Source organism: Pseudomonas sp. Y24-6, assembly GCF_020295325.1.
Taxonomy (GTDB): domain Bacteria; phylum Pseudomonadota; class Gammaproteobacteria; order Pseudomonadales; family Pseudomonadaceae; genus Aquipseudomonas; species Aquipseudomonas gregormendelii.
The window spans coordinates 195195-217581 of sequence record NZ_JACBXG010000001.1 but is presented as its reverse complement, the minus strand read 5'-3'; the positions used below and the strand labels follow the sequence as shown (position 1 = coordinate 217581).

Annotated in this window: 19 protein-coding genes and 2 pseudogenes; 10 read left to right on the top strand and 11 right to left on the bottom strand. The window is 60.4% G+C overall.

Annotated features, from left to right (window positions below; translation table 11 throughout):
- The first annotated feature begins 24 nt into the window (after positions 1-24).
- The 3 genes from HYI44_RS00950 to HYI44_RS00940 are packed head-to-tail and all read left to right on the top strand — an operon-like array spanning position 25 to position 3261.
- The gene (locus HYI44_RS00950; RefSeq protein ID WP_225568529.1) at positions 25-1314 is read left to right on the top strand and encodes an NAD(P)/FAD-dependent oxidoreductase; all 1290 of its coding nucleotides are present in this window, start codon (positions 25-27) and stop codon (positions 1312-1314) included.
- 25 nt (positions 1315-1339) lie between these two features.
- Positions 1340-1894, top strand: a complete 555-nt coding sequence (locus tag HYI44_RS00945) for a helix-turn-helix domain-containing protein (protein ID WP_225568528.1) — start codon at positions 1340-1342, stop codon at positions 1892-1894.
- Between the two features lie 20 nt (positions 1895-1914).
- Positions 1915-3261, top strand: a complete 1347-nt coding sequence (locus tag HYI44_RS00940; protein ID WP_225568527.1) for a glutamine synthetase family protein — start codon at positions 1915-1917, stop codon at positions 3259-3261.
- A 205-nt stretch (positions 3262-3466) separates the two neighbouring features.
- Here the strand turns inward: HYI44_RS00940 and HYI44_RS00935 are convergent, their stop codons facing one another.
- The 6 genes and pseudogenes from HYI44_RS00935 to HYI44_RS00910 form a co-directional block, all read right to left on the bottom strand.
- A complete protein-coding gene (locus HYI44_RS00935; protein ID WP_045062821.1) occupies positions 3467-3694 on the bottom strand; it encodes a DUF6555 family protein in 228 nt (75 codons plus the stop codon).
- Between the two features lie 136 nt (positions 3695-3830).
- Positions 3831-4322, bottom strand: a pseudogene (locus HYI44_RS00930) (type VI secretion system protein TssA); the annotation flags it as partial.
- 651 nt (positions 4323-4973) lie between these two features.
- Positions 4974-5213, bottom strand: a complete 240-nt coding sequence (locus tag HYI44_RS00925; protein ID WP_225568817.1) for a hypothetical protein — start codon at positions 5211-5213, stop codon at positions 4974-4976.
- A complete protein-coding gene (tri1, locus tag HYI44_RS00920; protein ID WP_225568526.1) occupies positions 5210-6325 on the bottom strand; it encodes an ADP-ribosylarginine hydrolase Tri1 in 1116 nt (371 codons plus the stop codon). The genes HYI44_RS00925 and tri1 overlap by 4 nt, the downstream gene beginning before the upstream one ends.
- Positions 6326-6361: 36 nt before the next feature.
- On the bottom strand, positions 6362-6691 hold the full coding sequence (locus HYI44_RS00915) for a hypothetical protein (RefSeq protein WP_225568525.1): 330 nt from the start codon (positions 6689-6691) through the stop codon (positions 6362-6364).
- An 8-nt stretch (positions 6692-6699) separates the two neighbouring features.
- Positions 6700-7539: pseudogene (locus tag HYI44_RS00910) on the bottom strand (DUF6861 domain-containing protein); the annotation flags it as partial.
- 270 nt (positions 7540-7809) lie between these two features.
- On the opposite strand from HYI44_RS00910, the gene HYI44_RS00905 reads away from it, so the two are divergent.
- Entirely contained in the window at positions 7810-8253 is a 444-nt protein-coding gene (locus tag HYI44_RS00905) for a DUF6386 family protein (RefSeq protein WP_225568524.1), read from the top strand.
- Between the two features lie 32 nt (positions 8254-8285).
- Here HYI44_RS00905 and HYI44_RS00900 read toward each other — a convergent pair whose 3' ends face one another.
- Together HYI44_RS00900 and HYI44_RS00895 are read right to left on the bottom strand one after the other, a co-directional pair.
- Entirely contained in the window at positions 8286-8918 is a 633-nt protein-coding gene (locus tag HYI44_RS00900; RefSeq protein WP_225568523.1) for a response regulator, read from the bottom strand.
- A 30-nt stretch (positions 8919-8948) separates the two neighbouring features.
- Positions 8949-10310 carry a cache domain-containing protein gene (locus HYI44_RS00895; protein ID WP_225568522.1) on the bottom strand — a complete coding sequence of 454 codons (1362 nt, stop codon included), beginning with the start codon at positions 10308-10310 and terminating at the stop codon, positions 8949-8951.
- Positions 10311-10572: 262 nt separating this feature from the next.
- On the opposite strand from HYI44_RS00895, the gene HYI44_RS00890 reads away from it, so the two are divergent.
- Positions 10573-12630 (top strand): carbon starvation CstA family protein, encoded by a 2058-nt coding sequence (locus HYI44_RS00890; RefSeq protein ID WP_122839521.1) that lies wholly within the window; start codon positions 10573-10575, stop codon positions 12628-12630.
- Between the two features lie 10 nt (positions 12631-12640).
- Entirely contained in the window at positions 12641-12838 is a 198-nt protein-coding gene (locus HYI44_RS00885) for a YbdD/YjiX family protein (RefSeq protein WP_122839522.1), read from the top strand.
- A gap of 241 nt (positions 12839-13079) precedes the next feature.
- On the opposite strand, the gene HYI44_RS00880 is transcribed toward HYI44_RS00885, so the two are convergent.
- The 3 genes from HYI44_RS00880 to HYI44_RS00870 all read right to left on the bottom strand — a co-directional run bounded on the left by HYI44_RS00880 (position 13080) and on the right by HYI44_RS00870 (position 15939).
- Positions 13080-13370, bottom strand: coding sequence for a hypothetical protein (locus HYI44_RS00880; protein ID WP_225568521.1), 291 nt, complete (start codon positions 13368-13370; stop codon positions 13080-13082).
- A 155-nt stretch (positions 13371-13525) separates the two neighbouring features.
- Entirely contained in the window at positions 13526-13693 is a 168-nt protein-coding gene (locus tag HYI44_RS00875; RefSeq protein WP_163019432.1) for a hypothetical protein, read from the bottom strand.
- Between the two features lie 92 nt (positions 13694-13785).
- Positions 13786-15939 (bottom strand): TonB-dependent receptor family protein, encoded by a 2154-nt coding sequence (locus HYI44_RS00870; RefSeq protein ID WP_225568520.1) that lies wholly within the window; start codon positions 15937-15939, stop codon positions 13786-13788.
- 1244 nt (positions 15940-17183) lie between these two features.
- On the opposite strand from HYI44_RS00870, the gene HYI44_RS00865 reads away from it, so the two are divergent.
- The 4 genes from HYI44_RS00865 to HYI44_RS00850 are packed head-to-tail and all read left to right on the top strand — an operon-like array spanning position 17184 to position 22352.
- Positions 17184-18773 carry an ABC transporter substrate-binding protein gene (locus HYI44_RS00865; protein WP_225568519.1) on the top strand — a complete coding sequence of 530 codons (1590 nt, stop codon included), beginning with the start codon at positions 17184-17186 and terminating at the stop codon, positions 18771-18773.
- A gap of 2 nt (positions 18774-18775) precedes the next feature.
- Positions 18776-19708 (top strand): ABC transporter permease, encoded by a 933-nt coding sequence (locus HYI44_RS00860; protein WP_225568518.1) that lies wholly within the window; start codon positions 18776-18778, stop codon positions 19706-19708.
- A 23-nt stretch (positions 19709-19731) separates the two neighbouring features.
- A complete protein-coding gene (locus HYI44_RS00855; RefSeq protein WP_225568517.1) occupies positions 19732-21006 on the top strand; it encodes an acyl-CoA dehydrogenase family protein in 1275 nt (424 codons plus the stop codon).
- Positions 21003-22352 (top strand): LLM class flavin-dependent oxidoreductase, encoded by a 1350-nt coding sequence (locus tag HYI44_RS00850; RefSeq protein ID WP_225568516.1) that lies wholly within the window; start codon positions 21003-21005, stop codon positions 22350-22352. Before HYI44_RS00855 ends, HYI44_RS00850 begins: the two co-directional genes overlap by 4 nt.
- Positions 22353-22387 lie beyond the last annotated feature (35 nt).

Below are 22387 nucleotides of genomic sequence, written 5' to 3'. Positions count from 1 at the left end.
ATAATAAAATTTCATGAGGCCCGCATGTTCCACCAATCCCCCCAGCATGTCCCCAGCTATTACGCCCACACCTGCGCCGATCGGCTGGTAGAGCGCGACCCGCTGGTGGGCGAGCAGCACACCGAGGTGCTGATCATCGGGGCGGGGTTCAGCGGGTTGCACACGGCCTTGCGCCTGGCGCTCGCCGGCAAACGCGTGACTTTGCTGGAAGCCAGTCGGGTGGCGTGGGCGGCGTCCGGGCGCAATGGCGGGCAGGCCATTCTTGGCTGGTCTTGCGACATGCCGCCGCTGGAGGCCGCTTTGGGGTACGAGCGTGCGCGGCGCCTGTGGGACAGCATGCGCTGGGCGGCGAGGGAACTGCGGGACCTGCCCGGGCGGCATTATTTCGACTGCGATTACCGCCCCGGCCATCTCTGGACCTCAGTGATGCCGCGACGGGTCAGCCTGCTCACGCAGTGGCAACACGAGGCCAGCCACAAGTGGGGACACGACGCCTTGCAGTTCATTCCCCGGGCGGAGTTGCCGAACTGGGTGGCGAGTGACCGTTACCAGGCCGGGCTGTTCGACCCCGAAGGCGGGCACCTCAACCCGCTGAAACTGGCACTCGGCCTGGCCGCCGCCATCGAGCGAGCCGGCGGCCGTATCCATGAACAGAGCAAGGCGCTGGATTATTGCCAGGAACGCGGCGGGTATGTGGTCACCACCGAGCGTGGGCGCATTCGCGCGGATGTGCTGGTGCTGGCGTGCAATGCGTACCTGGATCAACTGGACCCGCAACTGTCGAGTTGTGTGCTGCCGGTCGGCACCTATCAGGTGGCTACCGCACCGCTGGCGGAGCAGCAGGCGATTGCACTGCTGCCGCGCAATGTGTGCGTGACCGACAATCAATTCGTGCTCGATTATTTTCGGCGCACGCCGGATCACCGCCTGCTGTTCGGCGGCGGCTGCACTTACCTGGGGGGCATGCCCAAGGACATCGGCGCCGCGACCCGGCCGTTTCTGGAGCGGGTGTTTCCCCAACTCAAGGGCGTGGACCTGGAGTTCGCCTGGGGCGGGCACATCGATCTGACCCTCAAGCGCACGCCCGACATTGGTCGTCGGGGTGACCTTTACTGGCTGCAGGGCTACTCCGGCCACGGCGTCCTGCCGACACTGGCCGGGGCCCGTGCGGTAGCCGACGCGATACTCGGTCAGCCGGATGACCTTGCGCTGTACCAGGGTCTCGTCAACGAGCGTTTCCCCGGGGGCAAATACCTCGCCGCGCCGCTCGAAGCCGTGGGCAAGGCCTGGTATCGACTGCGCGACAGTCTGTGAACCGCACAATTTCCGGAGCCTTCTGATGGACATGCAAGAAGAAATATCGGCGCTGGCGATCCTGATCCAGGACCTGCGCAAACACAAAAAATACACGCTCAAGGAGCTGGCGGACAAAATCGGCCGCTCGGTGGGTTTTCTCTCCCAGGTCGAGCGCGGGTTGTCCCGGCCGACGGTGGCAGACCTGACGGCCATCAGCGAAACCCTCGGCGTGCCCACCACCTACTTCTACAGCCTGCCCAAACCCATGGCGCTGCCCTGGGTCACCCGCCCGGACGAGCGCCGCACCCTGTATTACGCCGATGGCATCACCGACATCCTGGTCTCGCCAAAAATGCGTGCCTCGTTCTCGATGCTCGAAAGCCGGCTGGAACCAGGGGCAAGCAGCGGCGACCGGCACATGAACGACAGCTCGGAGCAGGGTGGCTACGTGCTCGAAGGCGAGCTGACGCTGTGGCTGGATGACGATCAACCGGTCACGTTGCGAGCCGGCGACAGCTTCCAGTTGGCCAGTCATACCCATTGTCGTTACGGCAATCTCACCGACCAACTCACCCGCGTGCTCTGGGTTTACACCTGATAAAAACAAGGAACATTACGATGGATGCTGTCTGCTCTGATCTGGTTGCTGAAGTGCATGCGTTTCGCCAGCGTTTCCCGGATGTGCGTTACGTTGACCTGATCTCCCTGGACATCCCCGGGCATTTTTACGGAAAGCGCTACCCGATCGAGATGCTCGAAAAAGTAGCCGCTGGCAGTGTGCTCAAGCTGCCGCAGAACTGTGTGCTGCTGGGTACCCAAGGCGGGCTGTTCAAAATTGGCGATTACTGCTTCAACGACGGCGACCCGGACGCTGCGCGCCGTTTGGTGCCTGGAACACTGAAGCGGGTGAGTTGGGAAAAGCAACCGCTGGGCCAGATGCTGATTACCTCCGACGGCACGGCCAACCCCATTGAGTTCGAGCCCCGTGAAGTCCTGGCGCAGGTGCTGCAACGCTTGAACCGCAAAGGCATCTTTCCGGTGGTCGCGTTCGAGCTGGAGTTCTACCTGTTCGATCGCCAACTGCGCGACGGCCTGCCGCAGTTCGCCCGCGATCCGCTGACCGACGATCCCGATGATCAGCCGAACATGCACATCGAGCGGCTGTCGCGCTTTTCAACGGTGCTGGATGACATGGTCGAGACTGCGCGGGAGCAAGGCATCGAGACCACGGTGATCACGGCGGAGCTGGGGCCCGGGCAATTCGAGATCAACTTCGGTCACCTCGACGATGGCCTGCGCGCCGCAGACTGGGCCGCATTGTTCTGTCGAAGCAGCCGAGGCGTGGCCCTCAAGCATAATTACCGCGCCAGTTTCATGGCCAAACCCTATGTGCAGCACCCCGGCAGCGGCATGCACGTGCATGTGAGTCTTTACGATAGTGACGGGAACAATCTGCTGGCAGCCAATGAACAGCGACCCCTGCGGCACGCCGTGGCGGGCTGCCTTGAAGTGTTGCCCCACTGCATGCCCATCTTCGCCCCGAACCACAATGCCATGCGGCGCTTGAGTGGCACGGTGAACACCGCCACTCGAGCGAGTTGGGGCTTTGAAGATCGCGATGCCTGTTTGCGGGTGCCTGATTCAGACTTGAAAAACCTGCGCATTGAACACCGTTTGTCGGGTGCCGATGCCAACCCTTACCTGGTGCTTGCGGCGATTTTGGTGGGTCTGGAGCAAGGGATGGAAGCGGGCCAGGAACCGATCACTCCGTTAAATGAAGATCGCAGCAGCGGCATCGCATTCCCGACGCAGATGCTCGAGGCGGTGCAGGCCATGCAAGGCTATGCGCCTCTTCGCGAAAGCCTGGGTGCGGAGTTTGTGGACGTGTATTGCGAGAACAAACGGCAGGATCACTTGGCATTCATGAACGAAATCAGCGCACGGGAATATCGCTGGTTCATGTAAGGCATCCTTAAAAAACATGTGGATATATAAGGGCTTATAAACCTTAGTAACTTTATGGTTAATTAAAACATCTTGTTACAGTGGGAAATATTAAGTAATATTCACCCCGCGTTCACCACCACGGTTTATGCATTTTTAAGTCCCAGGCGTCCATCAGCTGCCTGGGATTTTTTTTGCCCGGGATTTGACCGCGCCGCAGTCACCCTCACGGCAGCGCCTCCCACCTGACGTCGGTCAGCCCGCATTTCTGCGCCTGCGCCCGCAGTTCAGCCAGACCCTGTTGCGCCGGATCCTCGCCATAGGCCAAGCCGACACCCGCGTGCAGGCAGGCGTAATACCAGGCATCGGCATCGGTCATGTGTGAATCGGGCTGGACAAAGACCTGTCGAGCGTCGTTCAAGCGGTAAGTGATTTGAAAGTGCAGGGGGCGCATCCGATTCTCCAGGCGAAGCCATTACGACTCTAATGGCTTATCGCCAGTTCCCTTTCTTTTCGGTGGTGCAGGGATTTGCGGGGGGATGCTTGAGCATTCACGGTAGGAGTAAAGCTCCTACAGTTGATCGGGGCTATCAGCTTTTCGATTCCTTCGTCCCCAGCACATCACGGATGCTGTCCACGACGTTGCTGTCCTTGATCACATCATTCAGCCAGCCCTCAAGCGGCATGTTGCCCCATTTGATCGCGCGTTCGATCAGGTACGGCACCGGGCTTTGGGGTTCGGTCTGTTTGAAGAACTGGGCGATGCCCGCCAGTTGGGTGAAGGCCTCGTCGCGGGTCAGGGGGGTGGTGCGCAGGGGGATGGATGAGGGATCTGGCTGGGGCTGGGTCATGGCGGCACCTGCGGGTTGGTCGACAACGCTTGGCTGGACGGGCACAACGGGGGCGGGATGCAGCTCGATGCCGCGGTCCTTGAGCAGTTTTTCGGCCAGTTGCCCGGCACGGGTCAGTACGTCCGTCAGCGCGGCGAAACTCGGGGCATCAGCGCCAAACAGCCGGTCTGCGGTGCTCTGCAATTGCTGGCAAGCGCCCAGGCTGGCGGCGATTTCGCCGGCCTTGAGGCGCGGGCGTTTTCGGGAGGTGGTCATCCCCGGCTACGGTAGCTTGAGAGCTACGCGACGCCACATAATTATCAAACAATTGAACCTGCTCTCTGGTCGGGTCGAAGTTTCGATAATAATCAACGTGTGTTCTATAGGTAAGAAATTGTTCCGATTGTGGTCCATGAGTCAGTAGAGCAACAATGGCCGCACATTGCATCAGCCAGTAGATTTCAAACGAGGATTCAGTGCCTCGATCATAGCCAAGATTTTCGCCTTGCTTGTACAACTCAGCGGCCAGTTGGCTGGGATTGTCGCGGTTTATCGTCGCCTTTGAGGTCAAACCGGTCGGGTCATTTGCTATGACGAATACTCGATAGCGCTGCAATAGAAGGGCATCCACGAGCGTCAGGTCCGGGCAGGTGGGGGGTATTAGCGGTTCAAAAACCTGCGCTTCACGATTGTTCGGTAGCCAAGTCAAGTTTCTCTCCACTTGGGAAGGTGCCTTGGCCAACTCGGTGATAGGGGCTTCATCAACAACCTGATCGGCGGATGTGGGTGGAAGACCCGTCTTTTGCCCGAAAAGAGCTTTCAGATGATTCAGTAGTTTTGACATGGGAAAGCCTTCAGCGGTCCAATCCACGTTAATTATCAACATCTGCTTCCATCTACATATTAAATAGCCGATTCTCTGTTAGTTGCAGGCTTCTCGATTAGCAACTCGTCCAATTCTCTGTGACGGCATTTCATAACGAAATCCACTGCGGCTTCTACGTCTTTTTGAAAATGTTCGAAGCTTGCGCGATCTATTTCGTAATGTTCCTCGTAGTCAATCATGCCGTTGCTGACAGGAAATGAGACGTAGAACCTCTCGGAGGCAAAGGCTTCGCCGCGCCGCCGGCAATTTCGACTCAGCGACCTGCGTAAATTACATAGTCCATTTCGTCAGTAAGTGGGGCGTGTTCAAACATTGTCTGCGCCAAATGCTGGATGTGCTTGGACCATGCGACCTGCTTCACCCATTCTTCCGGCATGCCAGATACCCCATATAGAGCTCCCGCTATCTGTCCAGCGGTGGCTGCGACGCTGTCCGCATCGTCTGCGAGATTGGCAGCCAGCAGAACTGCATCCCTGAAGTTATCCGTGTTCCACACAGCCCATAATGCCGCTTCAAGCGTATCGATGACGTAACCCGAGGATCGAATTTCATCGCGAGTTTTCTGTTTGTACTCGCCAGCATTGATGATCAACGGGCGGGGGTATAGGGCGCGGACCATCGGAGACAAAGTTTCGTTCTTGTCCGCCCCGTTGAGCGCCAAGTGCAGTTGAGCACCTAGCAATTCGCAGCAATTCACTGCCTCTACAGCCCTGTGGGTGCATCGGCTTTGGGCTGAGCTTTCCCGCCAAGTGCCCGACAAGGAGTGACGCCGGAAGATTGCTGTAGGTGCCAATCGTATGATGGTTCCATTGCCAGCGGTGGAGGGATGGTCATTACCGTACCAGTCAACACCTTGCGCAAGTAATCCTTCAAGTGCGTTACGAGTGGCATTGCCGATGTCAAAGCACTTCCCGTTGTGGCTATTTTCGCCGTTTTTATACCAACGGCAGAGGCGCTGGGAATAATCACGGAAATCAAATTTGTGGTTCGCGACGTAGGTGTCTGCGAGTGCCAACGCCATGCTTGTATCGTCGGTCCACTGCCCTGGTTCAAGGTTGAAGGGGCCTCCTCCAACCATGTCACGTACATGCTCGCGATCGCGAGGTTTGAACTCCAGTGTTGTACCTATCGCATCGCCAATTGCGAGTCCGAGCAGGCAACCCTTCGCTCGGTCCAGCGCTTGCTCCTGATTGAGGCTGCAAGGCCTGGACGTCAGCCACTCGGGTTTCTTGTTCGGTGGCTTAGGGGCGTCCGGCTGCAACATGTAATCCATGCGTTGACGCAGCTGAGGGGACGGCGGGGGGAGGAGATGCTCGTAACGCTCAGTGTATTTGGAGAGCGATTCGTCAGAGCTTCTTAAATCGATCATGGAATTTCCTATCCCAGCGGTAGTCGTGCCCCGTTATCAATCCGGCTTCAAACCGCTGTTCTTCTTCTCTCCCATTTGCTCCTTGAGTCGCCGCAGTGTCGGCGATTCGCCGCCGGTCAATTCGATTTTGAACTCGGCAAAGGCGTGCTCCAGTGCGGCGTACTGCTGCAAACCTTCTTCGGTGAACAGGTAGCGTCCGGGAATGTCCCGCCATTCCATCGGTGTGCGGATCTGGCCGGTTTCCGCCAGGACTAGCAACGGCTCCAGCTCCACGGCCAGTTTTGCCGCGGCTGGGTCTTGTGCTTTCAGCGCGTCGATGGCTGCGCGGAGCTTCAGTGCTTTTTCTTTCAGTTTTTCAATATTCATACGCAGCTCTAGTTGGAGGTAATGCCAATGAGTTTCGGCACTCCCCACTCGGCACGGTTAGGGGTCAGGTACTGGAATGCTTCGCCGGTGCGCTGGATCGCGCCGCTCAATTCTGTCGTAGGGGCGACTTTACTGACAAATACCTCAGTTGGCTTCAACGGCGCCATCTCGAAGATGGAATAGCGCGGGGCCTCGCTGCCCAGTGGCAGGCCGAATGAGTCGGCCAGGGTTCGTCCGGAGTTGGCCGCGGCCTGCAATTCCTCGTGGGTAGTGAAGAATGGCGAGTACGGCGACACGCCCTGGCCTTCGGGCACAATCTTGATCAGGGGTGAGTTGATCATCCTGACCTCGGGAATCGTCGAGCCCGAAGCCACCTGGTCAAACGCCCTGGAGTAAATGGTGGTGGTGTCCGCATCCGGCGCGGCGGCTTGCAGCTTGCCCAGCAGTTTCTCGCCGTCGGTCGTGTTCAGGAAGCCTTCAATCTGCTCGTTCGACAATCCCTTGGTCTTGAAGGTCTGGACCTTCTTGATCTGGTCCTCCACCGACACGAACTCGGGATCCTGCTTGGCGTAATACTCACGCATCGTCTCCGGCTCAGCCTTCGTCAGCGGCGTAGGCTCCTTCACCTGCAACTCCGCCTGCGCCAGCAACTTCTGCTCATTACGGGCCAACCAGCCCGCCAGCTGCTTGTTGGATATCTCGGCCTGCAACCGCGCGCTGCGTGTTGCGATGCTTTCCATGCTGCCCACCACACCCGCTTTCATCTGGCCCCGGGTCAGGTAGGTGACGATGGCAGTGAGCAGCAGCAACACCAACTGCTCCTGGCCGCGTGCGAGTTGTGGCTGCGCGCTCTAGTCTGAGGCCTGGTGCCGAGACCTAGAAATCAGTGGGTTTTGAATTTTCTTTAAGATTGTTTTTTGCAATTACTTCAGTATGGTTTGGTAGTGCCAATTACTACTTTGCGCTAACAAGGTTGTAAGTGAGCTCTGAGCGCTACAAACTAGATATATGCAGTTCTCGGAACTGTTTTTTTTCTGAAAGCTTTGCCGCATTTCATGAGTCCGTGATTAAGTTTGCAGGAATCGCGCTAAGTTTTAAAAGAGGGTCAGCAATTTCATATGAATAAAAAAATCTCCGTCAGCACAGACACTGCCACCATCGTGATATTCGACCTTGCCGCTATCAAGCATAGAATTACAGATGCGCCGGACTGGTGGAGTATCTTGGAAGATGAAATATTTGAAATGAATGCTGGTAATATAGCGTTTTTTGGCATGGGGCAGGATGGTAATTTCACTATTAATATAGTGAGTGATATAGGCTTTGACTTCGGGTCATTGTTTGTTGACTTTCCTTCTGGTCAGGTATTCATTGGTGCAGGAGAAGATACGACAGGTGGAGGCTTGGAGCCTGATTTTTCTGAAGCTATTCAGGGGGACATAATAAATCTAAGTTCCGGATTTTATCTGGTTAAATATAAAAGAGTGGCTGACTGTTTGGAGCTTGCATTTCTTCCGTCAAAGCAGAAAATTAATTATTTTAACGATCCAATAAAGCTATGAGCCGTGGGCGACGCCCTCATCCGTCGGAACGCCTACCGCGAAATAATCCCATGGTCAATCGCATACTTCACCAGCGCCGCCGGCTTATCAATATTCAACTTACGACGAATACTCAAACGATGCGTCTCCACAGTCCGCACGCTGATATCCAGTTCCCGCGCCATTTCCTTGTTGTTCAGCCCTTGGGCCATTTTGTACAGCACCTGGTTTTCCCGAGGAGTCAGTTCGTTGTCGGTGTTTTTGTCGGCGATCAGGCGCTGGGCGATTTCGGCGCTGTAGAAGGAGCCGCCGTTGGTGATGGCGTCGATGGCGGCGATGATTTCCCGGGAGGGTGAGTTTTTCAGGACGTAGCCGCTGGCACCGGCGCGCACGGATTCGCTGACGTATTCGTGATTGTCGTACATGCTCAGCACCAGCACTTTGAGCGCCGGGTAGCGGTTGCGCAGCAGCCGGGTGAGTTCCAGGCCGTTCATGTCCTTGAGGCCGATGTCGACCAGCACCAGGTCGGGTTGGCAGCGCCCGATCATGGCGATGGCGTCTGCGCCGTTTTCGGCTTCACCGACGACTTCCAGGTTGGCCATGACGGACAGCAGGGCCTTGATGCCGTCGCGGACCAGGGAGTGGTCGTCGACCAGGGCGACGCGGATCGGGGAGGGCAGGTTCATCGCGGCTATTCACTCTTGTTGTGGTGGTGATCAGCGGGGAGCGCCGGTGGATTTCAGGGGCAGCAGTACGTCGAGTTCGCTGCGGCCCGGTGTTGATGTCAGGGTGAACTGGCCGCCGAAGTGGTCGACTCGCTCGCGGATATTACGCAGGCCGATGCCGGTGTGGCGACGTTCGACCTGGGCGACGTTGAAGCCGATGCCGTCGTCGACCAGGGTCAGGCGCACGCCCTGTGGGCAGCCGTGCAGGGTGATGTCGACGTTGCTGGCCTGGGCGTGGCGTTCGATGTTGGTCAGGCCTTCCTGGACGATGCGAAACAGCGAGACGGCGGCGCCGTCGACGAGGTCGCAGGCGAATTCGTTGTCGTTGTAGTTCACTTTGAGGCCGCTGCGCTGTTCGAATTCGGCGGCGAGCTGGCCAATTGCAGCGGGCAGGCCGAGGGTGTCGAGCAGGGATGAGCGCAGGTCATGGGACAGGCTGCGCACTTCGCCGATGGCTTCGCCCAGGCGTGCGGTGGCTTCGCGCAGGATGCCCAGGCCGCGGTCCTGGCCGTTTTCCAGCACCAGGCTGGCCAGTTCGAACTGGAATTTGATCGACACCAGCACCTGGCTGATGCCGTCGTGCAGCTCGCGGGAGACCCGGGAGCGTTCTTCTTCCTGCAGGCTGACGATGCGTTGGGTCAGGCGCTGGAGTTTTTTGTCGGCGAGGCGGTGTTCGCTGACGTTGAGGGTCATGCCGCTGGCGAAGACCAGCAGTACCGCGACCAGGGCCACGGCGGCGATGGCGAGCATGGTTTTGCGGATGCCTTGGGCGACTTCGTCACGGGCTTGCTGGGTGGCGCGTTCGACGTCTTCGAGGTAGATGCCGGTGCCGAGCATCCAGCCCCAGCGGTCGAGCATGATCACGTAGGCGAGTTTGTCGGTGACCTGGCCGGAGGAGGGTTTGTTCCAGGCGTAGCGCTGGAAGCCTTCGCCGGATTGGGCGCTTTTCAGCAGGGCCTGGATGACCGGCAGGCCGTGGGGGTCTTGCATGTCCCAGAGGTATTTGCCCACCAGTTCGGACTGGCGCGCGTGCATCAGGCTGCGGCCTTCGCGGTCGTAGACGAAGAAGTAGCCGTTGATGCCGAAGCTGAGTTTGCGCAGTTCTTCCAGGACTTTTTGCTGGGCCTGGGCGTCGCCGTGGCCGTCGTCGTAGAGGGGGGCGATGAGGCTTTGCGCCATTTCGACGTAGTTTTTCAGTTCGGCGCGCTTGCTGGCCAGGATGCTGTCTTCGATGAGCTGGGCCTGCTGGTCGCCGAGTTGGCGGTTGAGGGAGATCACCAGGGCGCAGATGACGGCGATGGCCAGGACCAGCGGCAGGATCCCGAGGGCAACGATTTTGTGTTTGAGCTGCATCGGTGCTCCTGGTCGGGGCAAGGGGGAAGGCTGGGCATGATATGCCAAAGATACGCGGGTTCTGTAGTGGTGCCGGGTGGGGTGACCTGTGGTGGTGTGGCAGACGGATTCGTGCGTCTACGTAGAACTACGTAGACGCTGCGTACGTAGTTCTGCGGATTTATTTGTGGACGGCATGCGCGGATATTGGGCCAGCTCCGCACAGCGGACACAATTATAAAAAATTACCGCCGCAGCCATGCGCTGTCGGCAGGAGACGCATATGCCCCGTCTGGCTAAACACCTTGCCTGGTTTGCCGTGGCTGTCCTGGGAGCGTTCGCGCTGAGTGTCGTGGCCCTGCGCCGCGGTGAAGCCATCAACGCCCTGTGGATCGTAGTCGCAGCAGTCGCCATCTATCTCGTCGCTTATCGCTACTACAGCCTGTTCATCGCCAACAAGGTGATGCAGCTCGATCCCAACCGAGCCACGCCTGCCGTGCTCAACAACGATGGTCTGGACTACGTTCCCACCAATAAACACGTGCTGTTCGGTCACCACTTCGCGGCCATCGCCGGCGCGGGGCCTTTGGTCGGTCCGGTACTGGCGGCGCAGATGGGCTATCTGCCCGGTACCCTGTGGCTGATCGCCGGTGTGGTGCTGGCCGGTGCGGTGCAGGACTTCATGGTGCTGTTCCTGTCCACCCGCCGCAACGGCCGCTCCCTGGGCGATATGGTACGTGAGGAAATGGGCCGCATCCCTGGCACCATCGCCTTGTTTGGCTGCTTCCTGATCATGATCATCATCCTCGCGGTGCTGGCGCTGATCGTGGTCAAAGCCCTGGCCGAGAGTCCGTGGGGTATGTTCACCGTGATGGCGACCGTGCCGATCGCGATGTTCATGGGCATCTACATGCGTTATATCCGCCCGGGCCGCATTGGCGAGATCTCGGTGGTGGGCGTGTTGCTGCTGCTGGGCTCGATCTGGCTGGGTGGGCAGATTGCTGCTGATCCGGTGTGGGCCAAGGCGTTTACCTTCACCGGGATCCAGATCACCTGGATGCTGATTGGTTACGGGTTTGTCGCTGCGGTGCTGCCGGTATGGCTGATCCTGGCACCCCGCGACTACCTGTCGACCTTCCTGAAAATCGGCACCATCGTGGCCCTGGCGATCGGCATCCTGGTGACCATGCCAGACCTGAAAATGCCAGCCCTGACCCAGTTCATCGACGGCACGGGCCCGGTGTGGAAAGGCGGTCTGTTTCCGTTCCTGTTTATCACCATCGCCTGTGGTGCGGTGTCGGGTTTCCATGCGCTGATCGCTTCCGGCACGACGCCGAAGTTGCTGGCCAGCGAGGGGCATGCCCGTTACATCGGTTACGGCGGCATGCTGATGGAATCCTTCGTGGCAATCATGGCGATGGTCGCCGCTTCGGTAATCGAACCGGGCGTGTACTTTGCCATGAACAGCCCGGCGGCGATCGTCGGTTCCGATGCGGTGACGGTTGCGCAGACGGTCAGCAGTTGGGGCTTTGCGATCACGCCGGACGCGCTGGAAGCGGTGGCCCGGGATATCGGCGAGACCACCATCCTGGCCCGTGCCGGTGGTGCGCCGACCCTCGCGGTGGGTATCGCGCAGATCCTGCATCAGTTGCTGCCGGGTGAAAATACCATGGCGTTCTGGTACCACTTCGCGATTCTGTTTGAAGCGTTGTTTATTTTGACAGCGGTGGACGCCGGCACCCGTGCCGGGCGCTTCATGCTGCAGGACTTGCTCGGCTCGTTTGTGCCGGCGCTGAAGCGCACCGAGTCCTGGGCCGCCAACCTGATTGCCACCGCCGGCTGCGTGGCGATGTGGGGGTATCTGCTGTACCAGGGCGTGATCGATCCTTTGGGCGGCATCAACACCTTGTGGCCGCTGTTCGGTATCTCCAACCAGATGCTGGCGGGTATCGCGCTGATGCTGGCAACGGTGGTGCTGATCAAGATGAAACGTCAGCGTTATGTGTGGGTGACCATGCTGCCTGCGGTGTGGCTGTTGATCTGCACCACGACTGCCGGTTTCATCAAGCTGTTTGATGCCAACCCGGCGATCGGTTTCCTCGCGCTGGCGAAGAAGTACAGCGATGCGCTGGCCAACGGGCAGATTCTGGCGCCGGCCAAGGACATCAACCAGATGCAGCACGTGATCTACAACGCCTACACCAACGCAACGCTGACGGCGCTGTTCCTGCTGGTGGTGTTCAGCATCCTGTTCTTTGCCCTGAAGGTCGGGATTGCCGCCTGGGGTAGCAAGGAACGCACGGACAAGGAAGCACCGTATCAGGCGCTGCCAGAGGCCTGAGGAGGGCAGCATGTTTAATGACTTGAGTCGGCTGGGCAAGTACCTGGGGCAGGCGGCGCGGTTGATGGTGGGGATGCCTGACTATGACAACTACGTCGAGCACATGCAGACCAGGCACCCGGACCAGCCGATGATGGATTACGAGATGTTTTTCAGGGAGCGGCAGGAGGCGCGGTACGGGAGCAAGGCCGGGCCGAAGTGTTGTTGATTTGTTGATTTGTTGAATGCTTGAGTAATACCTGTGGGAGCCAGCCTGCTGGCGATGGACTTCAATGATGACGCGTGCATTCTGGATGTACGCGTCGTTGTCGAGTTCATCGCCAGCAGGCTGGCTCCCACAGTTGTCTTTGCAGTGACTGCTGGCTCCCGCAGCTGTTTGCGCAGCGACTGTTGGCTTCCGCAGCTGTTTGTGCAGTGACTGATAGTGTTTGCAGCAAACTGAGCTGCGATCAGCTACCGCCACTGCCACCACTGCTGCTGCCGCCACCGGCTTTGTCCGCACCGCCTGCCTTGGAGCCGCTGGGGGTTGGGCCGTTGTCGGTGGTGTTGCCGTCTGCGCCCTGGGGCAGCGAGGCAGCATCCGGATCGGCGTTGGTGGCTTTAGGCGCCGGGTCGCGGGTCTGGCTGGTGCCATCCGCCGACGGCGTGCCACTGGTGGATTCGCCGGCCGCGAAAGCGTTGAGCGAGAAGGCAGACATGACGCCTGCAAGCGTGAGCACCGCAATTTTTCTGTTCATCATGTTGAATCTTCCTTGCGAGTGGTTAACACAGCATTGGAAGGATGCATTGGCCATAGGTGCTGGCCAGCGGACGAACGGTCGGGTGCGATTTTTCGGGGCAGCCGACGCCGCCTGCGCGGGTGCGTGCGGCGGCTCAGCGTGTTTATCGGTGGTGTTTAACGGCGCAAACGAATCTTCTGCCAGTTATCGTTGCTGGTGAGCGTCCCCGTATCGCCGCGTACGGCGTACAGGGTTGCCCGATACAGCGCAGTGAAGCGCGAGCAGTGCAGCCCGCGCAGCTTGCGGTAGGCCCAGGTCCAGCCATGCTTGGGTAGGTTATCCATGCGACCTCCTCTGTCCAGATGATCCGTGCCCTGAGGGTAGCAGGTAACCGGGCCCAGAGGCGGCAATTGGATCCAGGCCGCCAGCGCCGGAGTCAGTAGCGCATTTCCACCGCCACATAGGCGCCGATCCCGTCACCCGGGTACAGGGACGCGGTGTCCTGCCCCTTGGCGTCGTAGAGCGGTTGCACCGCCGTGACGTATTTCTTGTTCGCCAGGTTTTTCAGGTCCAGCGAGACTTTCCAGTCCTTGTTCGGCGTTTCGTAGCCTACGTTCGCGCCGAAGATGGTGTAGGAGGGCGCATAAAAACTGTTGGCGTAATCCACCGCCGTGCGCGAGGCCGACTGCACGTTGACCCCGGTATAGAAGCCGCTTGGATGTTCGTACTGCACTTCGCCCTGGTACACGTGCTTGGGAATGCCCGGCAGTTGGTTGTCGCCGAAGGTTGGGTCATGGCGATAGTAGAAGTCGTTGTAGGTGTACACCTGGCGCAGGGAGACCTGCTCGCCGCTGTCGTTGTCCCACAGGCGAGTGTTTAAACCGGCTTCAACGCCCTGGTGAATCGTCGGCGTGGCGTTAAACGCGCCGGTGACGGCGGCGGCAGTGGGGGTGGCGCCGATCAACTGGACGTTGAGCAACTCGTCCTTCACCCACGAGCGATACAGCGCCAGGCTGCCGTCGAAAATCCCTGCGGAACCCTTGATGCCGACCTCCACGGTGTTGGCTTTCTGTTCCACCAGCGGCCGCACATAAGGCGCGGTGGGGCCGGAGCCGGAGTATTCCCAGGACGCCGGAGGGTCGACCGAGCGGCTGACGTTGGCAAACACCTGCAGGTCTGGATTGAACTGGTAGCGCACACCGATCCGCGGCGCCAGGCTCCAGTTGTCGTAGGTCAAGTCGGTGGGGAAGGCGGTGGTGTTGGCCACCAGCGACTCCTTGACGTTGGCGTGGCGACGCACGTTGATGGCGGACACGCCGGTGGTGAGCCACAGGTCGTCGACCAGTTCCAGGTCGTTGCCCAGCGAGAACACATGGTCGAAGGACGAGCCGTAGTCCACCCGCTTGCGCGTCTGCTTGTTGGCGAAGGCGGAGTCGACTTCGCCCTTGAGGTGTTCGGTGGAGGTGAAGGCGATGCTGGAGCGGCTTTCGTGGCCGAACCATTGATCAGTGCGGTCGTAGTTGATCACGGCGCTGAGGTCGTGCCAGGTCCAGAAGCTTGGGTTGCTCGGGCTGTTGGGGCTGTTGTTGTGGGCGTACTCGTAGTAGGCCAGGCCCACGGACAAGGTGGCGTCGTCGTCGAAGGTGTAGGTGGTCTTGCTGCCGGCCCAGACGCTGCCCGGGCGACGGCTGCCGGCGCCGCTGGAGGCCGCGGTGGCGCTGGCGCGGTCGCTGTGGTGCTTGACCTGGTCCAGGGTAGTGGCGCTCGGGTCGTTGTGGTACTCGTCGCGGTAGCGCAGCATCAGCTGGGTTTCGAGTTTGGGGCTGAATGTGTAGCCGAAGTTGGCGACCACGCCCTGGCTTTTTGACAGGCTGTAGTCGCGAAAGCCGTCGCTGCGATAGTTGTCGGCGTTGATGTAGTAATCGAAGTTGCCCTCGACTCCGCCGAAGCTGGCGCTTTGTTTGTTGTAGCCATAGCTGCCGGCCTCTGCCCGCAGGCGCAGGCCCGGGGCGGTGTAGCCGGTCTGGTTGACGAAGTTGATCGCGCCGCCCAGGCTCAAGGCGCCGTACTGGAAGGCGTTGGCGCCGCGCAGGATTTCGGTGTAGTTGACCCCGGAGCCGTTGAGGAATTCGTAGGGTGTGCCGCCGGGGCCGGTGATGGGCAGGCCGTTGAAGAGGAATTTGATGCCTTCGCGAAAGTAGCCGGGCGAGGTGTTGGCGCCTGAGCCGCGGATGGAGATTTTGGCGGCGTCGTTGCCGCCGGTGGATTGCACGAATACGCCGGGTTGGTAGGCGAGGGTGTCTTGCAGGGTGGCGGTGCGGCCTTTGGACACTTGTTCGCTGTCGACGATACTGGTGCCGCCGGGTACTTGGTCGAGCTTGGTTTTTGCGGTTTCGGCGGGGGTCGCTTGCTGGCCTTTTACGGTGACGGTTTGCAGTTGTGGTTCGGTTGAGCCAGTGGTGGTTTGTTCATCTGCCTGGGCGGCGCCTGAGAGCAACAGGGCGGAGCTTAGTCCTACTGTTGTTAACCAGGTGGCCTGGCGGATGGCGTGCGCTAACGTGTGTAGCTCTCCCCGGAATACTGATGGCATCAAAGTTAATCCCCAATGAATAGATAGAGTTGTCTGGGCTTTCTATTCGTATAGTCATGCTTGGGGTGGGTCTAAGCAGTAAGTGTGCCAGTGCTTCTTTTCGCTCTTTGGCAGGGAGTTTGATTGTGATGTTTGCTGTTGGGGGGGCTTTTATTTGGATTAGTGTTTGTGGGGCAACACTTCAGGGTACATATCTGTTTGCGCGGTGACGGCCGCTATCGTTTTCGCCCTTACGGCGCGCTACACCGTTTCTTCTGTAGGAGCTGTCGAGTGACACGAGGCTGCGATCTTTTGATCTTGCTTTGTGTGCATATCCATTGCTGCGGTAACGGCGGCTTATGGTTCCGCTCTTACAGCGGGTCACTTTTAAAAAGCGCAAAAGTAACCAAAACGCTCTTGCCCCACCACTCGGCACCTCGCCTAGGCTCGGTGTGCCCTCACTCCGGCATTACTCCGCGGGTCGCCGCGATGGGCCATCCCTGGCCCAGCGCGGCTAAACCGGCATCCTTGCCGGTTTCCCCGCTGCGCAATGCCTGCGTTCGGCCAGCGTGGTTAACGGGGCGCCTGCGATCAAGAGCTTGCCGTGGCGGCCTTCGGGCCGACCAGGGCTTCAAGCCGGCGCGCTGCGCTTGGTTGTTCGTGTGCATCCTCAGGCTGGCGCTGCTGCGGGCGGCGGTGAACGATAATGCCCATTTATTGAATCCACACAACCTCTGTGGGAGCCGGCTTGCCGGCGATGGACGTCAACGATAACGCGGGCGGTGGATGATCGCGGCGCCTTCGGAATCCATCGCCAGCAAGCTGGCTCCTACAGGGATTTGGGGGAGGGTGTTGCCAGGCGCTGATGGTTAGCGAGTGTTATGTAAACTGTTTGCAGCGCAACACCAGTTGGACAGATTGCAAGTTTAACGACAAATTATTCGGCAGATAAATGCATATCGATATAATTGTTTTGTGGCTTATAAGTCTGTAACTGTGGAGTGCTGTTCACGCATAATTAACTGCGGTCCCCGTGTTCGCGGGCCATTCCCAATTACCAACTTACACCCGATCACCATCCCCCAATCACTGGCATGCTCGGTGCATACACCCACTCAAAGATTACATTCCCAGGTCACTACTCCGAGGATGCGTCATTGAGAACGGCCTTCAAACTTTTCGGCACTTTCGCTCTATATAGTGTGCTGACTGCCTGCTCACCCCCATCGCCCCCCCAGCCCGGCGCGCAGCATGCCGATGGGACGATGAGCAATGGCGTGGTTACCTATTCGGCGGCGGACTTTCATGAGCCTGCTCCAGGGCGCGACGGTGGCACCCTGAAGGTGTCCGCCGCGTCCGATGCCGGCAGTTTTGATATCCATGCCTTGTCTAACGGCAACATCCAGTGGCTGGGGCGCATTCTGTTTGATTGCCTGGTCTATCAGGATGAAGAGGGCAACATTAGCCCATGGCTGGCGCGGTCCTGGGAAATTTCTCCGGACGGCAAGACCTACACCTTTCACCTGCGCGACGACGTGACCTTCAGCGATGGCGAGAAATTCAACGCCGCGGCGCTGCAAACCAACCTTGAACACATGCGCGATCCGGCGACCAAGTCGCCATTGGCGGCGGCTTATATTGCGCCGTATCTGGACGGCAAGGTGGTCGATGAATACACCTTCGAGGCCCGTCTGCGTGAACCCTATACGCCTTTCCTCGACGTGCTGGCCCAGTCCTGGCTGGGAATGATTTCGCCCAGGCAGATTCGCGAAGCGCCGAAGACCATTGCCACGCAACCGGTCGGCAGCGGCCCGTTCCTGCTGCAAAGCTATACCCGGGATCAGGGCGCGGTTTTTGTTAAACGTTCCGGTTATCACTGGGCGCCGGCGGTCACGCGGCATGTAGGTGCGGCGTACCTGGATCGCATCGAACTCAGCTATGTGCCCGAAGCGATGATCCGCTTCACTTCGCTGGAGTCTGGCCAGTCGGATTTCGCCCTGGATGCGCCCGCGCAGAATGCGGCGGCTATTCGGGCCAATCCCGGGCTGGTGATGCGCAGCCGGATTCGCAAGGGCAATCCGAGCCGCAGCATGACCTTCAACGTCGAGCAGGCGCCCTTTGATGACGTACGGGTTCGGCGCGCGGTGGCCAAGGCGATCGATCGCGAAGGCCTGGCGTGGATCTCCGGCTTTGGCGAATTCCTGAGCAAGGCCGACCTGCTGGCCGCGAATACCCGCTTCTATCAACCCGAGAACAGCGCCCTGGCCTATGACGTTGCCGCCGCCAACGCACTGCTGGACGAAGCGGGCTGGACCGGGCGCGATGCCCAGGGCTATCGCAGCAAAAACGGGCAGCGCCTGCAGGCCACTTTGCTGACCTACGACAACCCGGCCTTTCCGGCCAGTGTGTCGGTGGCGATCCAGGCGGACCTGAAAAAAGTCGGCTTCGACATGCCGATTGAAATGCTGCCGCTGACTCGGGTCACGGAGAAGCGTTATGCCGGGAAATTCCAGGCCATCGCCTCCGGTTACTGGCACACCAACACGCCCGACGGTTTGTTCGTGCTGTATCACAGCCAGTCGATCAGCACCGCCAAACTGATTGGCCAGAACGCCGGACGCTTCCGTGATGCCGAGCTGGATCGGCTGCTCAGCGCGGCGCGGCGCTCCCGGGATCCGGTGGAGCTGCAGACGCTGTATCGCCAAGCGCAACAACGCCTGGTGGAGACGGTGCCGGCGGTGCCTTCGGTGGAAAGCCAGGTACTGACCGCGTACGGGCAACAGGTCAAGGGCGTGATTTTCGACACGTCCCACAACGTTCCGTTTTTCACCAGCATCTGGCTGGACCGGGGGTAACCATGAACCTGCTCAAGCATGTTGCCCTGCGCCTGCTGGCCGGCATCGGCGTGCTGTGGGGCGCGGCGACGCTGACATTTCTGGCGGTGAACTTCAGTGGCGGCGACACGGCGTTGGCGATTCTGGGTGGTCCGGATGCCTTGCCCACCCCGGAGTTGCTGGCACGGGTGCGGGCCGAGTACGGGCTGGATCAGCCGCTGATCGTGCAGTACGGCCATTACCTGCAGCGCCTGGCTCACGCCGACCTGGGTGAGTCCTATCGCCTGCGCATCCCGGTGGCCCGGGCGATTGGCGAGCAGGTCGGTGCAACCCTGCAACTGTCAGTCAGCGCTGCGGTACTGGCAGTGGTGCTGGCGCTGGTCTGCGCGATCCTCACCGCCAACCGTGCGCCCTGGGTTAGCTCGTTTGCGTCGGGCAGCGAACTGGTGATTTCGTCTGCGCCCTCGTTTGTGATCGGCATCGTGCTGTTGCTGGTGTTTTCGTTTCACTGGCATTGGTTGCCGCCGTCCGGTTCGGTGGGCTGGCGCTCGCTGGTCTTGCCATCGGTGGCCCTGGCGTTGCCGGTGGCGGCGGTGCTGACGCAGCTGTTGCGCCAGTCTCTGGAAGACACCCTAGAACAACCCTTTATTGCGATGGCCCGCGCCCGTGGGCTGTCCGAGACCGCCGTGCGCCTGCGCCATGCCTTGCGGCATGCGCTGGTGCCCCTGGTGACCCTGGCCGGTTTTGTGTTTGCCAGCCTGCTGGGCGGTGCCGTGGTGATCGAGTTGCTGTTTGCCCGCCAGGGTATCGGCCGCCTGATGCTCGACGCCACCAGCAACAAGGACGTGCCCATGGTGCTGGGGGTGACCCTGCTCGCCGCTGCGGTGTATGTGCTGGTCAACCTCGCCGTGGATTTGATTAACCGCTGGATCGACCCTCGGGCCGATCAAGCGTGAGTGCCTATGAAAAAGGAAAAACCATGAATGCCCCGATTTCTCCTGAAGTAACCGACGCCCTGTTGCGCCAGCGTTTTGCCGACGTGTTTGCGCGCATTGCCGAGACTGCCGTTGTGCGCGAACAGCAGCGCGAGCTGGCCCATGAGGCGGTAGGCTGGCTGCGCGCAGCGGGGTTTGGCGCATTGCGCGTGCCGGTGGCGCAGGGCGGCCTGGGGGCCAGCCTGCCGCAGTTGTTCGGCCTGTTGATCGACCTGGGTGAAGCCGACTCGAACCTGCCGCAAATCGTGCGGGCGCATTTCGGGTTCGTCGAGGGCCGGTTGTCCAGCCGCGATCGCGATTCCCAGGACTACTGGTTCGCCAAGGTGGTCGATGGGCAACTGTGGGGCGCGGCCATGGCCGAGCGCAGCGACACCACGCGCAACTCGGTGACCCTGAGCGCCGTGGAGCCGGGCAATGACCAGGCGGGCTGGCTGCTCGATGGCGAGAAGTACTATTGCACCGGCACGCTGTACGCGAACTGGATTGCGGCGGTGGCCCTGGACGGCGATGATTTTGTCAGCGTGGCGGTGCCCACCGATGCGCCGGGAGTGACGGTCGAGGACGACTGGGACGGTTTCGGCCAGCGCCTGACGGGCAGTGGCACTACGCGCTTCCACGGGGTGAAGGTGCCGGTCGCGCACATCGTGCGTCGTTTCAAAAAAGACGAGTTGCGCGCCGAATCGTACCTGACCGCTTTCTATCAGCTGTTCCACCTCGCCACGCTGGCCGGCATCGCCAATGCGGTGCTGCGTGACGCCACCGGGTTCGTCCAGGGCCGCACCCGCGCCTTTGGCATCCCGGGGCAGTCCAGCCCCAAGGACGATCCGCTGGTGCAACGGGTGATCGGACGTTTGTCCAGCCTGGCCTATGCCGCCCGTACCCAGGTGCTGGCGGTGGCGCAGGTGCTGCAGGAGGTGCATGACGCCGAGCAGGGCGGGTATGCCAGCGAGCAGCATTACACCGAGGCGGAAATTCGCGCTTATCAGGCGCAGCAGATCGTGCTCGAACAAGTGCTGGAGGCCACTACCTTGCTGTTTGAAGTGGGCGGGGCCTCCGCCACCAGCGAGTCGCGACGCCTTGATCGGCATTGGCGCAATGCCCGCACGCTGGCCTCGCATAACCCGGCGATCCTGCGCGAGCGTGCGCTGGGTAACTACTACCTCAACCACATCAGCCCCAACGCCGCCTGGCGCCAGCTGCAGGCAGCCGATGCCGCGCAGCAGGCCGGCGGCGCCCGTGACGAAGCGAGTGCCGTATGAGCAAAGCATCGAGCAATACCCGTGAAGGACAGATGAGCCTGGGCATGAACATCCTCGGCTTCGGCGCGCACTCGGGCGCCTGGCGTGCGGCCGAAGTGCCCGCCACGGCGTATCTGGACGTGGAGTACTACCGCAACATCGCGCGGATCTCCGAGCGCGGGTGCCTGGATGCGATCTTCCTGGCCGACGGTCCGGCGCTGGGTGGCGATGTCGCCAGCCAGCCCGCCGGGCGCCTGGAACCCACGGTGTTGCTGACCGCCGTGGCACTCGCCACCCAGCGCATCGGGGTGATCGCCACTGCGTCCAGCACCTACAACGACCCGTTCAACATCGCCCGGCGCTTCGCTTCGCTGGACCATATCAGCGGTGGGCGCGCGGCCTGGAATGTGGTGACCAATGCCGGTGACGCCGCCGCGCAGAACTTCGGTCTGGCCGGCGCGCCCTTGCACGTGGATCGCTACGCCCGCGCCGACGAATTCATCGACGTCACGGTGAAGCTGTGGGACAGCTGGGAAGACGACGCAATCATCGGCGATGCGCGCTCCGGGCGATTTGCCGACCCGGCAAAAGTCCACACCATCGATTTTGTGGGCAAGCACTTCAGCGTCAAGGGCCCCTTGAACGTCCCGCGCTCGCCCCAAGGCCGGCCGGTGCTGGTGCAGGCCGGGTCGTCCGAGGGTGGCAAGGCCCTGGGCTCGCGTTACGCCGATGCGATTTTCACCACCCAGACGACCCTCGAAGACGGGCAATTTTTCTATCAGGAAATGAAAGAACGCGCCCTCGGCTGGGGACGCAACCCGCAGCACCTGAAGATCATGCCGGGCCTGTCGACGGTAATCGGCAGTACCGAGGCCGAGGCCCATGCGCGATTTGATGAGCTCAATGCCTGGCACGGCGAACACGGCTTGCTGGAGCAGGTGGCGGGGCGGGTCGGCATTGCCGCCAGCGAACTGGATCCGGACGCGCCGCTGCCGTGGGAGCGCATTGGCGCGGTGGCGGATTTCGAGCGCGGCTCCCAGGGGTTTCTCGAGGCACAGTTGAACCTGGCGCGGCGGGAAAACCTGAGCATTCGCCAATTGTCGCGGCGCATCCTGGTGGGCCATCGGTTGCTGGTGGGCACCCCCGAGCAGGTCGCCGAGACCTTGTCGCACTGGTACCTGGCGCACGCCGCAGACGGCTTCAACATCATGCCAGACATGTTCCCCTCCGGCGTCGAGATCTTCGTCGACGAGGTGGTGCCGCTGCTGCAAAAGCGCGGCCTGTTTCGTCACGAATACACCGGCAGCACCTTGCGCGAGCACCTTGGCTTGCCGTTTCCCGGTAATCAATACGCGCTGCGGGCCTGAGCCTGGGCGTTTCTCTGTTTAAACAAAAGGATGAA

Coding starts and splice junctions, on each gene's coding strand:
- HYI44_RS00850 (WP_225568516.1), top strand. CDS start 21,003: ATGAGCAAAGCATCGAGCAATACCCGTGAAGGACAGATGAGCCTGGGC.
- HYI44_RS00860 (WP_225568518.1), top strand. CDS start 18,776: ATGAACCTGCTCAAGCATGTTGCCCTGCGCCTGCTGGCCGGCATCGGC.
- HYI44_RS00905 (WP_225568524.1), top strand. CDS start 7,810: ATGAATAAAAAAATCTCCGTCAGCACAGACACTGCCACCATCGTGATA.
- tri1 (WP_225568526.1), bottom strand. CDS start 6,325: ATGATCGATTTAAGAAGCTCTGACGAATCGCTCTCCAAATACACTGAG.
- HYI44_RS00875 (WP_163019432.1), bottom strand. CDS start 13,693: ATGGATAACCTACCCAAGCATGGCTGGACCTGGGCCTACCGCAAGCTG.
- HYI44_RS00855 (WP_225568517.1), top strand. CDS start 19,732: ATGAATGCCCCGATTTCTCCTGAAGTAACCGACGCCCTGTTGCGCCAG.
- HYI44_RS00885 (WP_122839522.1), top strand. CDS start 12,641: ATGTTTAATGACTTGAGTCGGCTGGGCAAGTACCTGGGGCAGGCGGCG.
- HYI44_RS00950 (WP_225568529.1), top strand. CDS start 25: ATGTTCCACCAATCCCCCCAGCATGTCCCCAGCTATTACGCCCACACC.
- HYI44_RS00880 (WP_225568521.1), bottom strand. CDS start 13,370: ATGATGAACAGAAAAATTGCGGTGCTCACGCTTGCAGGCGTCATGTCT.
- HYI44_RS00935 (WP_045062821.1), bottom strand. CDS start 3,694: ATGCGCCCCCTGCACTTTCAAATCACTTACCGCTTGAACGACGCTCGA.
- HYI44_RS00915 (WP_225568525.1), bottom strand. CDS start 6,691: ATGAATATTGAAAAACTGAAAGAAAAAGCACTGAAGCTCCGCGCAGCC.
- HYI44_RS00870 (WP_225568520.1), bottom strand. CDS start 15,939: ATGCCATCAGTATTCCGGGGAGAGCTACACACGTTAGCGCACGCCATC.
- HYI44_RS00865 (WP_225568519.1), top strand. CDS start 17,184: ATGAGCAATGGCGTGGTTACCTATTCGGCGGCGGACTTTCATGAGCCT.
- HYI44_RS00890 (WP_122839521.1), top strand. CDS start 10,573: ATGCCCCGTCTGGCTAAACACCTTGCCTGGTTTGCCGTGGCTGTCCTG.
- HYI44_RS00895 (WP_225568522.1), bottom strand. CDS start 10,310: ATGCAGCTCAAACACAAAATCGTTGCCCTCGGGATCCTGCCGCTGGTC.
- HYI44_RS00940 (WP_225568527.1), top strand. CDS start 1,915: ATGGATGCTGTCTGCTCTGATCTGGTTGCTGAAGTGCATGCGTTTCGC.
- HYI44_RS00945 (WP_225568528.1), top strand. CDS start 1,340: ATGGACATGCAAGAAGAAATATCGGCGCTGGCGATCCTGATCCAGGAC.
- HYI44_RS00900 (WP_225568523.1), bottom strand. CDS start 8,918: ATGAACCTGCCCTCCCCGATCCGCGTCGCCCTGGTCGACGACCACTCC.